The organism is Bacillus norwichensis, from assembly GCF_014836955.1.
Lineage (GTDB): Bacteria > Bacillota > Bacilli > Bacillales > Bacillaceae_C > Siminovitchia > Siminovitchia norwichensis.
On sequence record NZ_JACSPV010000009.1, the window covers coordinates 99673 to 114161 of the forward strand.

Sequence of the window (14489 nt, forward strand, 5' to 3'; positions counted from 1 at the left end):
TTTATCAAATGGAGATTAAAAAAATCTAAACCTCCGTTTCTCCCTTTAAAAAAGGATTTCATAAGGGGACATTAATTTTGCTTTTTTTAAGCTACGATATATCAAAAACATCTTGGATAATTATGAAACCATTATAGCAGTAATGTCACAACAAACAGCATCTAGTACAAATATCAATTTTTATGCCCAACTGGTTGATTATCAGTTGGGCCTTATATTTTTTAAAAAAATAAGATCACTGATATTTTTGGCATTTTATAAAAAATCTTGTTGAAGGTTATGAAAGGGGAAATCATCACCCACCTTTGCGGTTGCGAAGGGAGAGGATATGCATGATAGAACCAGATCGTACCGAATGGCAAGTTCGCTGTGCATTTAATGCTTTTTGTAAACGTGTGTTGAAGAATGAAGCAATCAATATTTTTAATGAAAGAAAACAACGACAAGCAAAGGAGATGACATTTTCTGATCTCACCCCACAAGAAGAAAATCAACTCTATACCTTAGATAAGCAATATGAAGGAGAAGAAGGACAAAGTTTTCAAGTGGCTGGAAAGAAAATCACTCCGAAATTACTTGCTGAAGCCATGCGTACCTTGCCAAAGGAAAAGCGTATCACTGTCCTACTATACTATTTTTTTCAACTGTCTGATGTGGAAATTGGTCAACTACTCGACATTCCACGTAGTACAGTTCAGTATAGGCGGACAAGCTCTTTTGAACGGTTAAAGCGATTTTTGGAGGAACATGCAGATGAATGGGGTGATTAATTCTAATATTGAAAACAACGAGCGTGGTTTATTGCCGTACCCAATTATTTTAGCTGCAAATAAGGGTGAGCCAGAAGCAATGAAAGTAGTTGTTTTGCATTATGGAAGCTACATGACAAGCTTATCTATGCGTAAGCTCCGTGATGAACAAGGAAATACTTATTGGGGCATCGATGAAGATACACGCGAACACTTACGAGCGAAGCTTATGCAATCTGTTTTAGCTTTCAAGATTTGATGAAATAATGGTTAGGTTTTCCCTTTCATTAATCATAATTTGATCTTTGACAAAGAAAGCATGGAAGATAACGCCATGCAGTATAAATAAAAAATCAGATACGTTTTACTGATGATGAGCCACTTGATTCATACGCCACGACTTTCGTTAGAAACGAGCGATAATCTATGAATCTAATGCAATCGTGGTGGATTGCTGGCGATAACTCATTAGTTAGGATAATGATACTCCCCTACCGTCATGGTTCGAGCGTTCAAAGCGTCGCAAACTATGAGTAGGGCTGGAAGAAATACTTGCAGGGGTGAAATTCCCGTGGAGCTGTACCGACAGCCGTCTGATTTTTTAATAGTATTAAATTATCGTTGTTTCTAGTATGTATTCTTCTGTTAGTGAAAGGGAGGTATATATAATGAAGGAACTGATTACAAAAGATGATTTAATTCAACTTGGGTATCCTAAATATACTTCGATACGAATTATTAGACAAGCCAAACAAATCATGGTACAAAAAGGGTATCCATTTTATAATAATAAACGCTTAGGGCGTGTACCAAAAATGACAGTCGAATCGATTCTAGGTTGTGAACTAGAATTGGAGGAAGACAGTCATGGCTAAAACCAAATATGTAGGGGTTTATATTGATAACAATGGTCAATATTTTTATGAAACGGAGTTAGGAACGGATCGCATTACTGGAAAACGACTCCGAAAAAAAGGACGTACGAACCAACAAGGAAGAAAGTTTACTTCTGCATTGCAAGCTTATAAAGAATTGGTACGGGTGAAAAATGAATACCATCAAGCAAATGGTTATGGAAATTATCACATGACATATGGTCAATTCATGGACACTGTGTACATTCCAGCTTATGAAACCGAGGTGGAAGAAAGTACTTTTTACGTTCGCAAACGAACTTTAGAAAGTATGAGAGATCGTTTTTCAAACATTGAGCTTCGTTCTTTAGCAGTAGAAGATGTCCAACGTTATCGAACCTGGTTACTTTCTGATAAAGGAGCTGGATATTCCCAAGCATATGCAAGTTTGGTATTTGGTATGTTTCGTAAAAGTCTGGATATGGCAGTTGATATGCAATATCTAGAAGTGAACGTGTCTAAAAAGGTGAAGGCTATCCCTAAAGGAAAAGCGGTTGTCCCATATTGGACAAAGAAAGAATTTGAAAAAGTTATCTCGGTTATTTGTCTGGATGACTTTTATGAACATTTATGTTTTGTGATGTTGTGGACGTATTTCATGACGGGGATACGGGTTAGTGAAGGAACGGCCTTGTGGTGGGATGATATAGATTTTAAAAACAAACGGCTTCGCGTTCATCACTCACTGTATTTAATAAATAAAAGCAATTGGAAACGAAAAGATTATACAAAAACAGAGGATGGTAAACGGATCATCTCTTTGGATGAGGATACGATACAAGTGTTGCAAGAATGGAAACAACGACAATCAAAAATAGGGATTGACGATTTTATTTTTAGTTATGATGGAGCGCCAATGATTAAATCGACGCTTGCTAGAATTATTCAACGTTATGCAAAACTTGCAGATGTTCATCGTATTCAAGCTAAAGGACTCCGACATTCGCATGCGTCTTATCTCATTAATGAATTTAATGTTTCTGTTTTGATTTTATCAAAGCGTATGGGACATTCGAGTCCAGAAATTACGTTAAAGCATTATTCACATATGTGGTCAGGTGTAGATGAACTAATTGCGGAAGAGATGACAGGTAACATTAATATACGAACAGCGGAAAAATCAAGTATATCATTTAATGGGAATCAAGCAGTAAAAAAATAAGTTCCGCCAGAATCCCCGCCAATACAATTTAAAGGTGTGATAAACGTTGATATAGCAATGTTTCGGCGTCACCTGCACACTTGGAGTGGGCGTAGTCATGGGAGGATTCTTAGCATCTGCTGCAGATATTATGATGGCCTATGCGATTTCGTCTTTGTTGTCTGATGATAACGGATTTGCCTCCATTGACTTAGATACTACATTTCATCGGCCGGCATTTGAAGGGATGATCGAAATCAAAGCGGAAGTGGAGAGGCTTGGACGCACGATTGGTTACGTGACTGCAGAGTTGGTTCAAAACGATAAGAAAGTGGCTTCATGTGTTTCATCTGTGTTAATCCAACAAAAATCAATAATCTTGCCGAAGGAAGATGCCTGAAAATGAAAAAAGTGGATGAAAGAAAAGTACATCAATCATTCTATAAGGATATCTTTTCCATAATGGAACAGGAGCCGTATGCCCAGCATTTGGGGATCAAGCTGGAAGCGTTAGGGGAGGGAACAGCATCTGCAAGATTAGAAGTAAAGAAATATATGCTGAATGCACATGACACAGTGCATGGGGCGATTTTATTCGCTCTGGCGGATTACGTGTTTGCTTCTGCCAGTAATTCTTATGGAAAGACAGCTGTTGGCCTTACTACAACAATGAACTTTATGGCTCCTGCCAAAGAGGGGGATATTCTGAGGGCGGAAGCGGTCGAGGAGAAGAAAAGCAACAGGCTTGCCTGGTATAAGATCAAAGTGTTCTGTGATGATGAACTGCTGGCAACGATGGATGCTACCGTTTATCGTAAAAATGATTTTTTTGTTCCAGTAGAGGAAATGGAGCAAGAGACCGGCTTCAAGAAATGAAGCTGGTCTCTTTTTTTCCTCCCAAATATGCGTCCCGGACACGGGGATCTTTCATCAGTTCTTTTGCATCTCCATTAATGACAATTTCTCCTCGTTCTAAAACACAGGCACGGTCTGCTACCTTTAGAGCCGCTTTTACATTTTGTTCTACAAGGATGATCGTTGTATTGAATTCTTTTCGAAGCTGATCAAGGATATTCATGATATCTTTCACAATCAAGGGTGCCAGACCCAACGACGGTTCGTCAAGCATCATCAATTTCGGATTAGACATCAAACCTCGGGCAATGGCCAGCATTTGCTGTTCCCCGCCGCTTAACAATCCGCCGGGGCGATCTTCCATCGTTTTTAATTTCGGGAACAATTCATAACAGCGATCCACGTCTCTTTGCAAAGTCTTTTTACCCTCTTTAATCCGATGGTAGGCCCCAAGCATAAGGTTATCTTTTACGGAAAGGGCATCAAAGATTTGTCTTCGCTCCGGGACAAGGCAAATCCCCTTCTTGACAATTTCCTCTACCTTTTTTTTGCCAAGGTTTTGGCCTTCATATATGATAACTCCTTCTTTTTGGAGATATACTCCAGCAATGGTGCCAAGCAGGGTGCTTTTTCCAGCACCATTGGAACCAACAATGGCAAAAATTTCTCCTTTTTCAAGCTTAAATGAAATCCCTTTTAGTACATGGAGGAACCCGTGATAGGTGTGAATGTTGTCGACTTGAAGCATCTATATCGCCTCCTCATCATCAGTACCCAAATAGGCAGCAATGACCTTTTCATTTTCATATATTTCAGCAGGAGTTCCCTCGGCGATTTTTTTGCCATAATCAATGACAACAATCCGGTCGGAGATCCCCATTACCGTTTCCATATCATGTTCCACAAACAGAAACGACATACCTTCAGCTCTCATTTGCTTGATAACCTGAACTAGCTGTGCTGATTCTTGAGGGTTTAAGCCAGCCATAGGCTCATCCAGCAAAATCAACTTTGGTGAAGAGGCCGCAGCACGGGCAATTTCCAATAAACGCTGATTTCCGTATGGAAGAACTTTGGAGTCCTCATCTGCTAGATCAGAAATCCCCACTTTATCCAAGTATTGCATAGCAATTTCGCTAGCTTGCTTCTCTTCTCTTCTAACGAGAGGGAGCCTAAAGCCTGAGGTCAAAAAACCGGTCTTTAGCCGACAATGTACACCGGTCATGACGTTTTCTATTACGCTCATATTCTCAAACACCTGCAGGTTTTGAAATGTCCGAGTGATTCCCGCCTCGGCGATTTGAAAGGGTTGTTTGCCAGTTATTTCTTCCTTATTGAAATAAACCTTACCCGACGTAGGAGGCAAGACACCCGTAATCATATTGAACAAGGTGGTTTTTCCGGCACCGTTCGGTCCGATGACTGCTACGATTTCACCGGGATGAAGGTGAAAATCGACCTCGTCTACCGCGACGACACCTCCAAACGACTTTGTAAGTCCATTTACTTCCAGCAAAGGATTGCTCATTATTTACTACCTCCTGCGGATACTTTAGGCTCGTTTTTCTTCTTGATGGGTGGGTATTCTTTTTTACTGCGAGAAGGGATCAGGTTCCAGAGCTTTCCTAATACTGGTGCAAGTCCCTGCGGCATATAAATCAAAATGACTACCAGCAAAATACCGAAAAAGATAATTTGGAATTCTCCGCCGATACTTGGAAGAATAACAGGGACAATATCTTTCAGGCCCTCATTAAGGAGAACATAGACAATCGCTCCGATCATACCGCCCCATATACTAGACGAACCCCCAATGACAACCATGATTAACAGGTTGATTGACTCCATGGCTGTAAACAGTTCTGGGTTGATGAAGGAGACGTAATGTGCGTAAAGGCTCCCAGCAATTGCGGCATAAATTGCACTTAGGACGAACACTTTTAATTTATACTGCTGGATATTGACGCCAATGGAATTGGCTGCAATATCACTTCCATGAATAGATCTTAAAGCTCTTCCAACCCGCGAGTGGATGATATTATTGGAAAAAAGAATGCTTAAGAAGAGCGTCAGCCAGACCAAATAGTAAAATTTCATATCTGTATTAAATGTAAAACCGAAAAGCTCAAAAGAAGGGATTCCAAAAAAGCCATTCAAACCTCCTGTGAGTGTTTTGAACTCCTTGAAGAATACAAAAATAATGATGCCGAATCCCAGTGTTGCAAGTGCTAAATAGTTTTCTTTGAGCTTCAAAGTCGGGATTCCGATAATTACGGCAATTACAGCAGCAATGATAACACCTGCCAAAATGCCTACAACACTTGGCAAACCATAGGTTCCTGTGACAATAGCGGCTGAATAAGCTCCAATCCCATAAAATGCTGCGTGCCCCAACGATATTTGGCCCGCATATCCCATCAACATAGTTAAACCGGAAGTTACGATGGCGTATAAACCGATCATAATCATGACACTAAGCATGAAAGAGTCTACAAAAAATGGGGTGACAGCAAAGAGAGCAATCAAGATTGCTACTCCAATCAGTTGTTTTGGTTGGTTACGTTTATCAATCATATGCTATACTCGCTTTCCGCTTGCTTTTGCAAATAGTCCGCTTGGCTTGAAAAATAAGACCAATAGCAGCAAGGCAAAAATAACGGCATCCTTGTAGCCTGAAGTCCATAGCCCTTCGGTAAAGGATTCTAAAATACCGATCATAAAAGCGCCAATGATGGCAGCAGGGGCATTAGTGAGTCCGCCGATGACCGCTGCAACGAAAGCCTTCACTCCCAGCATGAGCCCCATTTCATATGAAGCACCTGAAATAGGGGCGATGATAATTCCGGCAACTGCACCCAAGCCTGCACTAACAGAAATGGAAAGAAAGGACATCCATTCCGGTTTGATCCCCATTAAGCGCGCTGCACTGCGGTTGACTACGCAAGCTGTTACGGCTTTCCCAACAAAGGTTTTATTGAAAAAGTAAAACATCGCAATCAAACTGATGAATGAAATCCCAATGGCCCAAATGCTTTGTGGAAGCAAAACAGCATTCATAATATTAATTGGGTCGTTTTTCGTAAACGGAGCCAGTGATTTGGGCTGAGTTCCCCAAAGCAGAATCGCCAGCCCGCGCATGGCAATGGCCACTCCGATTGTAATGATAATAAGAGTAGGCAAGGAAGAATTTCTTGCAGGATAAATGGCAGATCGCTCAAACACCCCGCCTATAAGAGTGACAATTAGAATGCTCAAAATAATTCCGATCGGCATTGGTATGTTCATCGATACAAATGTGATGGCGAACATGGCACCAAGCATGGCAAATTCTCCTTGAGCAAAGTTCAGGACACCGGTGATATTATAGGTGATGACAAAGCCAATAGCGATAAGAGCATAAATACTCCCAATCGTTAAGCCTGAAAAAATTAATTGAAGTATTTGGGTCAAAAGCTCCATCATTAAACTCCTTTCAGTGTTAGTGCAAAGAAATTAGTTATGGAAGGAGAAAGCAGGGAATAGAACATATTCCCTGCCATACAATCACTCTCCTTTTGTCCAACTGCCATCCTTGATTTCAATTATTGCCAAGCTGTCGGATTTGAGACCGTTATGGTCTTCGGCAGACATATTGAATACACCAGAAATACCAACAAAGCCTTCGGTATTTTCCAATGCTTCACGCAATTTTTCCTTATCAGTTCCAGCTTCCTCCAATGCATTAACCAAAATATGTACAGCATCGAAGGCATGTCCGCCAAATGTGCTTGCTGCTTTATCAAATTTGTTTTCATAGCTTTCTTTAAATTGATTCAACACTTCTTTCTGCGAATCATCGTCTCCGAGCTGATCCACTACAAGCAATTTACCTGCCGGGAAGATGACCCCGTTGGCTGCATCACCGGCGAGTTCGATAAATTCCTTTGTACCAATTCCATGACTTTCAATAATTGGAACATCTAAACCAATTTCACGTATGTTCTTAGTCACTACTGCAGATTCCTGGGCTGTTCCCCAAACAACGATTGCTTGCGGATTTGCTTTTTTAACTCTAGTAAGCATCGATTTTGCATCATTAACTGTCGCTTCGAATTCTTCCTCAATGACAGTCTCAATTCCGTAGTCGCCTTTTAATTTTTCGAATTCCTCATGGCCGCTGGTTCCATATGAGTTTGCAACACCTAGCCACGCAACTTTTGTTAACTTTTTATCTTCTAAATATTCTAGCAATTTAGGGATTACTACATCATCACCTTGAGCAGTCTTGTAAGTCCAGTCACGCGGCGAATTGTCGTCAGGATGGTTCACTTGTTTACTCGCAGCAAGAGAAATGTAGGGCACCTGTGCTTTTTCAGCAAGAGGAATCATCGCCAAGCTGTTCCCGCTGATTGTCCCGCCAATAATTGCTGTAACTTTTTCCTGCTCAATTAATTTTTTCATACCCAAAACCGCTTCGTTTTGGTCAGATTTGGAATCTATTGAGATGAGTTTTATTTTTTTCCCATCGACTCCACCTTTTTCATTCACTTCGTCAATAATCATTTTGATTGTTTCTTCTTCGGGTTTTCCTAATGGAGCAGCACTCCCAGATGCGTCTATGATACTTCCGATTTTAATTTCCTCAGATTTATCCCCGCCATCTGAGCCTCCGCTAGAGGTCTCTTCTTTATTCCCGCATGCTGCCATTGCACCAACTAAGACAAAGGCCATAAGCCCAAAAATCCATAACTTGATATTCTTCATATACTTTTCCCCTTTTAACGAACTAGACTGAGTGTGTGTTTCCACGTTTTTTTACATTTCCTCTTTGTTTTTTTAGAATCAATGCGAATCTACAAGCTTAATCTTGTGATATTCACCTCCTAAAGAGCTTTATTACAAAAGAAAAACGAGTAGTAAGAAAGCCCTTACAACTTGAGACAAAGATACCATAATAAAAAAATGTTGTAAACATAATAATTAGAAAAATTACAAGTATATGACAATAGATAAGTCCGATAAACAAATTTAAGTATATAAGGGATTTTGGGACTCAAGAAGTGAATAATCACAAACAAATCAAATTTTCCGAAAAAACTGTTGACATTTTTTGATGAAGAGATTAAATTACACATATAACATATTTATTTAAAAATGACAGACCTTTGTTACATTAAAGCTACAAAGAAAAGCAAATGGAGGTAGATTCAATGATTTATAACCCTGGAATGGAAGCGTTATCAGTTGCGGAGAAAGAAGAATTACAATATGCACGATTACAGGAAACATTAGACAGGGTATATAACAAAGTGCCATTTTATAAAGAGAAATTTGATGAAAAGGGAATCAAGATAGATGAGATTAAAAACTTAAAGGATATTGAGAAGCTTCCATTTACACAAAAAAAAGACTTGAGAGATAACTATCCTTTTGGATTATTTGCCGAGCCGACTGAAAATATCGTCCGCTTACATGGATCATCTGGGACAAGCGGAAAGCCAACTGTTGTCAGCTATACTAAAAACGATATAAAAGTATGGTCCGAGCTGATTGCTCGAGCAATTGTGGCTGCAGGTGGAAGCAAAGGAGACGTTTTCCAGAATGCATATGGATATGGGCTGTTTACTGGAGGGCTAGGGCTACATTACGGTGCGGAACAATTGGGAGCAGCGGTCGTACCTATTTCTGGTGGAAATACAGAGAGACAGATTTTGGCCATTCAGGATTTTAAGCCAAAAGGATTGGCCTGTACCCCGTCTTACGCATTAAATATTGCGGAAAAAATGAAAGAGATGGGGCTTGACTCAAGAAATAACAGCCTGAAATATGGAATTTTTGGTGCAGAGCCATGGTCAGAAGGAATGCGTGCAACGATTGAGGAAATGCTCGGAATAAAAGCAGTTGATATTTACGGTTTAAGCGAAATCATGGGTCCTGGTGTATCGATTGAATGTCACGTAGCACAGGATGGCCTGCATATTGCTGACGATCATTTTCTGGTAGAAGTTATTGATCCGGAAACCCTGGAGACTGTCAAAGACGGTGAAGACGGGGAGCTTGTTTTCACTTCTCTCACAAAGGAAGCGTTCCCATTAATTAGATACCGTACTGGGGACATTGCATCCATTGTCCGTGAAAAATGTGAATGCGGAAGGACAACGACCAGGATGTCCAGAGTAAAGGGAAGAACAGATGACATGATTATCATAAGAGGGGTCAATGTATTTCCTTCAGAAATGGAACGTGTTCTTTTGCAAATTGATGGATTGGCGCCGCATTATCAAATCAAGCTCGTAAAAGACGGTCCGATGGATTGCGCAGAACTGCATGTGGAAATAAGTGAGGAACTTTACACCGGATTAAATGGGGATCTGGAGCATAAACAAGTAGTAATGCTTGAAAGAAAGATAAAGCATGAAATTAAATCGGCCTGCCTTGTTTCGGTGAAAACAGTGATTGGAACACCAAGGAGTATTCCAAGATCAGAAGGTAAAGCAATCAGAATTGTCGATCGGAGGATGAAAGATCCGGCTATGCTTTCTTAAGAAAGTATTTCTGAGAAGGGGAGCTTTAAAACACAAATGAATCATAAAATATTTGATATAACCATTATTGGGGGCGGCCCTGCCGGAATGTTTACGGCGTTTTATGCGGGTCTGAGACAAATGTCAGTCAAGATCGTCGAGAGTCTGCCGCAGCTGGGTGGACAGCTCACGGCTTTGTATCCTGAAAAATACATTTATGATGTAGCGGGATTTCCAAAGGTTCGTACCCAAGAGCTCGTTGGGAATTTATCGAATCAGATGCAGATGTTTGAACAAGAAGTTTGTCTTGAGGAATCGGTGGAATCTTTGGTGAAGGCAAATGATGGTACTTTTATATTGACGACCAATAAAGGAAGACATTTTTCAAGAGCAGTCATTATCTCTGCCGGAAATGGAGCATTTCAGCCAAGAAAGCTTCCGTTAGAAAAAGCAAATATATATGAGGAAGAAAATCTTCATTATTTTGTTGATAACATGACAAAGTTTTCAGGAAACAGAGTAATTGTTTTTGGTGGTGGGGACTCTGCCGTGGATTGGTCTCTCATGCTTGAGCCGATTGCTCAAGAAGTGAATATCGTGCACCGAAGGGATAAATTCAGAGCTCACGAGCACAGCGCAGAATTGCTTCATCGATCTTCGGTCAATATTTTTACCCCTTATGTCCCAATTGATCTGATTGGTGACAAGAAAATTGAACAGGTTATTTTACAGCATGTTAAAACAAAAGAGGAAGTTTCAGTCGAAGTGGATGCTATTTTATGCAATTATGGTTTTGTGGCCTCGCTGGGTCCTATCAAAGACTGGGGACTGGAAATCGAGAAGAATTCAATTGTGGTGAACTCAAAAATGGAAACAAATATTAAAGGGGTCTATGCAGTAGGCGACATCAATACGTACGATGGAAAAGTCAAACTGATCGCCACAGGGTTCGGAGAGGCCCCAATCGCTGTAAGCAATGCAAAAGTATGGATGGACCCGGCATCAAAGGTTCAGCCGATACACAGCACCACGGTTATGGAAAATAAAAAAGTAAATGTTTGAATACAGCATCTATTGTTTGAAGGAGGCGAGAGCTTCGGTCAATTCATTGGAACATCAGATTGACCGAAGTAGGCTCAAACAAACTTTCACTTCGTCTGCACTAGTGTCTTTTGCATGATGTTGTTGTGTTAAGGCAATGCCAGCTGATAGAAGCTAGAAACGAACATAAATGCTAGATTTAATCTGATTCTAAGTTTCTTTAAGCTTAAACAAAGGAGGATACCGATTATGCCAAAGTATACAATTGTCGATCAGGATACATGTATTGCTTGCGGTTCATGTGGAGCTTGTGCTCCTGATATTTTTGATTATGATGATGAAGGCTTGTCATATGTAATTTTTGATGAAAATACAGGTATGATGCAGGTGCCGGAAGAACTGCATGACGATTTAGAGGATGCTTGTGATGGATGTCCGACGGATTCCATTAAAGTTGCAGATGTGCCGTTTGAAGGGCAGGCCGAAAAAGCTGGATAAGATAGGTCTAGGATTCATCGTTCAAGGGGAAAACTATTGATTTAAATATAACAATAACTTACAATAACGTTAAAACATTGTTATATAATTGGGGAGGTTGCATATATGGAGGCCTTAATATATTCAGAGGATACTACAGACAGAAAATTGGAAAGCTTTATAGAAAGAATTGAAGCAGGAGATAAAATAGAAGCAGATGATTGGATGCCTGATGAATATCGGATAGCTTTGATCAAATTAATTTCAATGCATGGAATTAGTGAAATTATGGGAGCGCTTCCTGAGAAGGAATGGGTGCCTAAGGCACCATCTTTAAGAAGAAAGCTTGGGATTATGGCAAAGGTTCAGGATGAAATGGGGCATGGCCAATTATTATTGAGGGTAGCTGAAGATCTTTTAAAACCATATGGAAAAAACAGGGATGACTTAATGGAAGATTTATTTAAAGGAGATTTGAAGTTTCATAACGTATTTCATATGAGAACGCTAACATGGGCGGATGCCGGTTTGATTGGCTGGCTGGTAGATGGAGCTGCCATCATTACACAGACAAATATGCTGGGAGCATCTTATGGACCATACGCCAGAGCACTTCAGCGGATTTGTGCGGAGGAAGTGTTCCATGCCCAGCATGGAGAAGCGATTATCATGGCGCTTGCTGAAGGAACAGATGAACAGAGGCAAATGATCCAGGATGCTTTAAACCGTTGGTGGGAAGCTTTATTAATGTTTTTTGGACCAGCAAGCAGAGAGACGACAGGGCAATCTAAACAGGATGTTACGATCAAATATAAAATTAGGACGAAAACAAATGAGCAATTGAGACAGGACTTCTTCAACAAGTATATCCCGCGTATTCATTCATTGGGATTAAGCATTCCAGATCCCACACTTCAATATATTGAAGATGAAAACAGGTGGGAATACAGGCAGCCGGATTGGAATGAATTCAAAAAGATCCTCAAAAATGAGGGTCCAAGATCACAGGCACGATTAAATTTAAGAAGAGTTTCTTATGAAAATAACGCATGGGTGCGGGAGGCACTCAGCCATGCATAAGGAGGGACAGTCATGACTGCCGAAAACACGTTCTATCATGAGTATGAAGTTTTCAGTAAACGTACCGCCACTTCACCAATCCAACATCAATTCTGCCTCTTAGCACCGAATGAAGAGATAGCATTGGTCATGGCGCAGGAGAACTTTATGAGGAGAGAACCGGTAGTGGATATATGGGTCGTAAAAAGGGATCATATCCGTTCATTGGATCCGGAAGAGAAAAGAAGCCTTGCCCGTTTAGATAATAAGGATTATCGGACAACAAAAGGCTACGGCTATTTAAAAAAGAAATGGAGGCAATATGAACAAAAAATGCTGGATGAGAAAGAAATTCTTTCTTGGGGAGGGGATGGTAAGAAATGACAGATATTAAAGACGATATGAAATATAAAGAGGCGGTTGCAGATTTATTGTTTCAATTTGCAGATGATGATTTTTTGATTTCATTTCGGGGTTCTGAGTGGCTCGGATTAGCACCCCATATTGAGGAAGATGTGGCTTTCTCCTCCATTAGCCAGGACTGTATGGGGCACGCTGCTATGTTTTACAGTTTACTCGAAGAGTTGGAATATGGTACAGCGGATGAACTCGCGCACTCTCGTCCCTCTAAGGAGCGTAGAAACAGCATTATTGTGGAAAAGTCAAATGGTGAAGGCTATTATATGGAAACACCGAAATATGATTGGGCTTACGCCGTTGTTAGAAACTATTTTTATACCACAGCAAAGAAAGTGAAAATTGATTCATTGAAAAATAGTTCATACAGGCCTGCTGCCGAAATAGCTGCAAGGGTGAACATGGAGCTATTTTACCATTCGCTACATTGGAAAACTTGGTTTGTACAGCTCTTGAGCTCTTCAGACGAGGCAATCGAAAGGATGAAAAATGCGATAGATGAAGTTGTAAAGGACTTTGGAGATATGTTCAGGTTTGGAGAATTGACAAAAGACATTCACAAATATGGCTTAATTGAAGAAGGGGCAATTCTGCAAAAAAGATGGTTGACTGAGTTAGAAAAAACATACACTTCTCTTGATTTACAACTTCCTGAAATCTCGAAAGTGCCAAGAATGGATGGTCGGATTGGCGATCATTCACCGGATTTGAATTCCGCTCTTGAAACCCTATCAGAGGTATACTGTCTGGATACTGCAGCTTCATGGTAATATGCAAGGAGTGTGATCAATAATGAAGACAGCCATGCCCATTTCCAAAGATACTATCAAAGAAATCTTAGATACTGTCAAAGATCCGGAGATTGATACAGTCAGCGTGATTGATTTGGGAATGATTGAAAACATCCATATTAATGACAGCAATGTGACGGTGGATGTATTACCAACTTTCCTTGGATGTCCTGCGCTGGAAATAATCGAACGGAATATTGTAAAAGCCATTAAAGTTTCTACGTCGGCAGAAACAGCAAAAGTTCGTTTCGTTTATCATCCGCCATGGACATCTGACCGAATTACATCAAAAGGACATGAAGGCTTGAGAGCGTTTGGAATTGCACCACCTCCTCGGCATATGGAAGAAGATGGAACTTGGCATGTTGACTGTCCATACTGTGGTTCGACTTACGTAACGATGGAGAATATATTCGGTCCAACAGCATGCAGAAGCATCTTATACTGTAAATCTTGCAAAAATCCATTCGAAGCGATGAAACCGATATCAAACATTTGAATAGGAATAAACACTGTACGGATAGAGGATGACAAGTTTTCTA

At 40.4% G+C, this 14489-nt stretch carries 18 protein-coding genes; 13 read left to right on the forward strand and 5 right to left on the reverse strand.

The genetic code is table 11. The features are described 5' to 3' along the window. The first annotated feature begins 332 nt into the window (after positions 1 to 332). From H9631_RS07565 to H9631_RS07590, 6 genes are all read left to right on the forward strand, one after another. Positions 333 to 770 (forward strand): RNA polymerase sigma factor, encoded by a 438-nt coding sequence (locus tag H9631_RS07565; RefSeq protein ID WP_191811452.1) that lies wholly within the window; start codon positions 333 to 335, stop codon positions 768 to 770. Then, the gene (locus H9631_RS07570; RefSeq protein ID WP_191811453.1) at positions 754 to 1008 is read left to right on the forward strand and encodes a helix-turn-helix domain-containing protein; all 255 of its coding nucleotides are present in this window, start codon (positions 754 to 756) and stop codon (positions 1006 to 1008) included. The genes H9631_RS07565 and H9631_RS07570 overlap by 17 nt, the downstream gene beginning before the upstream one ends. Positions 1009 to 1417: 409 nt before the next feature. After that, a complete protein-coding gene (locus tag H9631_RS07575; RefSeq protein WP_077604216.1) occupies positions 1418 to 1624 on the forward strand; it encodes a DUF3173 domain-containing protein in 207 nt (68 codons plus the stop codon). Then, complete coding sequence (locus tag H9631_RS07580; RefSeq protein ID WP_191811455.1) at positions 1617 to 2825, forward strand: tyrosine-type recombinase/integrase; 1209 nt, start codon at positions 1617 to 1619, stop codon at positions 2823 to 2825. Before H9631_RS07575 ends, H9631_RS07580 begins: the two co-directional genes overlap by 8 nt. A 97-nt stretch (positions 2826 to 2922) precedes the next feature. Beyond that, on the forward strand, positions 2923 to 3204 hold the full coding sequence (locus tag H9631_RS07585; protein WP_191811457.1) for a PaaI family thioesterase: 282 nt from the start codon (positions 2923 to 2925) through the stop codon (positions 3202 to 3204). A 2-nt stretch (positions 3205 to 3206) separates the two neighbouring features. Next, a complete protein-coding gene (locus tag H9631_RS07590) occupies positions 3207 to 3680 on the forward strand; it encodes a hotdog fold thioesterase (RefSeq protein WP_191811459.1) in 474 nt (157 codons plus the stop codon). Here H9631_RS07590 and H9631_RS07595 read toward each other — a convergent pair. From H9631_RS07595 to H9631_RS07615, 5 genes are all read right to left on the reverse strand, one after another. Further along, complete coding sequence (locus H9631_RS07595) at positions 3670 to 4407, reverse strand: ABC transporter ATP-binding protein (RefSeq protein WP_191811461.1); 738 nt, start codon at positions 4405 to 4407, stop codon at positions 3670 to 3672. The genes H9631_RS07590 and H9631_RS07595 overlap by 11 nt on opposite strands. After that, positions 4408 to 5187 (reverse strand): ABC transporter ATP-binding protein, encoded by a 780-nt coding sequence (locus tag H9631_RS07600; protein WP_191811463.1) that lies wholly within the window; start codon positions 5185 to 5187, stop codon positions 4408 to 4410. Beyond that, the gene (locus H9631_RS07605; RefSeq protein WP_191811465.1) at positions 5187 to 6233 is read right to left on the reverse strand and encodes a branched-chain amino acid ABC transporter permease; all 1047 of its coding nucleotides are present in this window, start codon (positions 6231 to 6233) and stop codon (positions 5187 to 5189) included. Before H9631_RS07605 ends, H9631_RS07600 begins: the two co-directional genes overlap by 1 nt. A gap of 3 nt (positions 6234 to 6236) precedes the next feature. Next, on the reverse strand, positions 6237 to 7118 hold the full coding sequence (locus tag H9631_RS07610; protein WP_191811466.1) for a branched-chain amino acid ABC transporter permease: 882 nt from the start codon (positions 7116 to 7118) through the stop codon (positions 6237 to 6239). An 84-nt stretch (positions 7119 to 7202) separates the two neighbouring features. Next, a complete protein-coding gene (locus tag H9631_RS07615) occupies positions 7203 to 8393 on the reverse strand; it encodes an ABC transporter substrate-binding protein (RefSeq protein WP_404801722.1) in 1191 nt (396 codons plus the stop codon). A gap of 455 nt (positions 8394 to 8848) precedes the next feature. Here H9631_RS07615 and H9631_RS07620 point away from each other — a divergent pair, with 455 nt between their 5' ends. The 7 genes from H9631_RS07620 (at position 8849) to paaD (ending at position 14446) form a co-directional block, all read left to right on the forward strand. Next, positions 8849 to 10183 carry a phenylacetate--CoA ligase family protein gene (locus H9631_RS07620; protein WP_191811470.1) on the forward strand — a complete coding sequence of 445 codons (1335 nt, stop codon included), beginning with the start codon at positions 8849 to 8851 and terminating at the stop codon, positions 10181 to 10183. A 36-nt stretch (positions 10184 to 10219) separates the two neighbouring features. Further along, on the forward strand, positions 10220 to 11224 hold the full coding sequence (locus H9631_RS07625) for an NAD(P)/FAD-dependent oxidoreductase (protein WP_191811472.1): 1005 nt from the start codon (positions 10220 to 10222) through the stop codon (positions 11222 to 11224). 228 nt (positions 11225 to 11452) lie between these two features. Beyond that, positions 11453 to 11701, forward strand: a complete 249-nt coding sequence (locus H9631_RS07630) for a ferredoxin (protein ID WP_191811474.1) — start codon at positions 11453 to 11455, stop codon at positions 11699 to 11701. Positions 11702 to 11806: 105 nt separating this feature from the next. Continuing rightward, positions 11807 to 12760: a 1,2-phenylacetyl-CoA epoxidase subunit PaaA gene (paaA, locus tag H9631_RS07635; RefSeq protein WP_191811476.1), complete on the forward strand. Its 954-nt coding sequence runs from the start codon at positions 11807 to 11809 to the stop codon at positions 12758 to 12760. Between the two features lie 12 nt (positions 12761 to 12772). Further along, positions 12773 to 13123, forward strand: a complete 351-nt coding sequence (gene paaB, locus H9631_RS07640; RefSeq protein WP_120118146.1) for a 1,2-phenylacetyl-CoA epoxidase subunit PaaB — start codon at positions 12773 to 12775, stop codon at positions 13121 to 13123. Beyond that, positions 13120 to 13926 (forward strand): 1,2-phenylacetyl-CoA epoxidase subunit PaaC, encoded by an 807-nt coding sequence (gene paaC, locus H9631_RS07645; protein WP_191811478.1) that lies wholly within the window; start codon positions 13120 to 13122, stop codon positions 13924 to 13926. The genes paaB and paaC overlap by 4 nt, the downstream gene beginning before the upstream one ends. A 22-nt stretch (positions 13927 to 13948) precedes the next feature. Next, on the forward strand, positions 13949 to 14446 hold the full coding sequence (gene paaD, locus H9631_RS07650; protein ID WP_191811480.1) for a 1,2-phenylacetyl-CoA epoxidase subunit PaaD: 498 nt from the start codon (positions 13949 to 13951) through the stop codon (positions 14444 to 14446). Positions 14447 to 14489 lie beyond the last annotated feature (43 nt).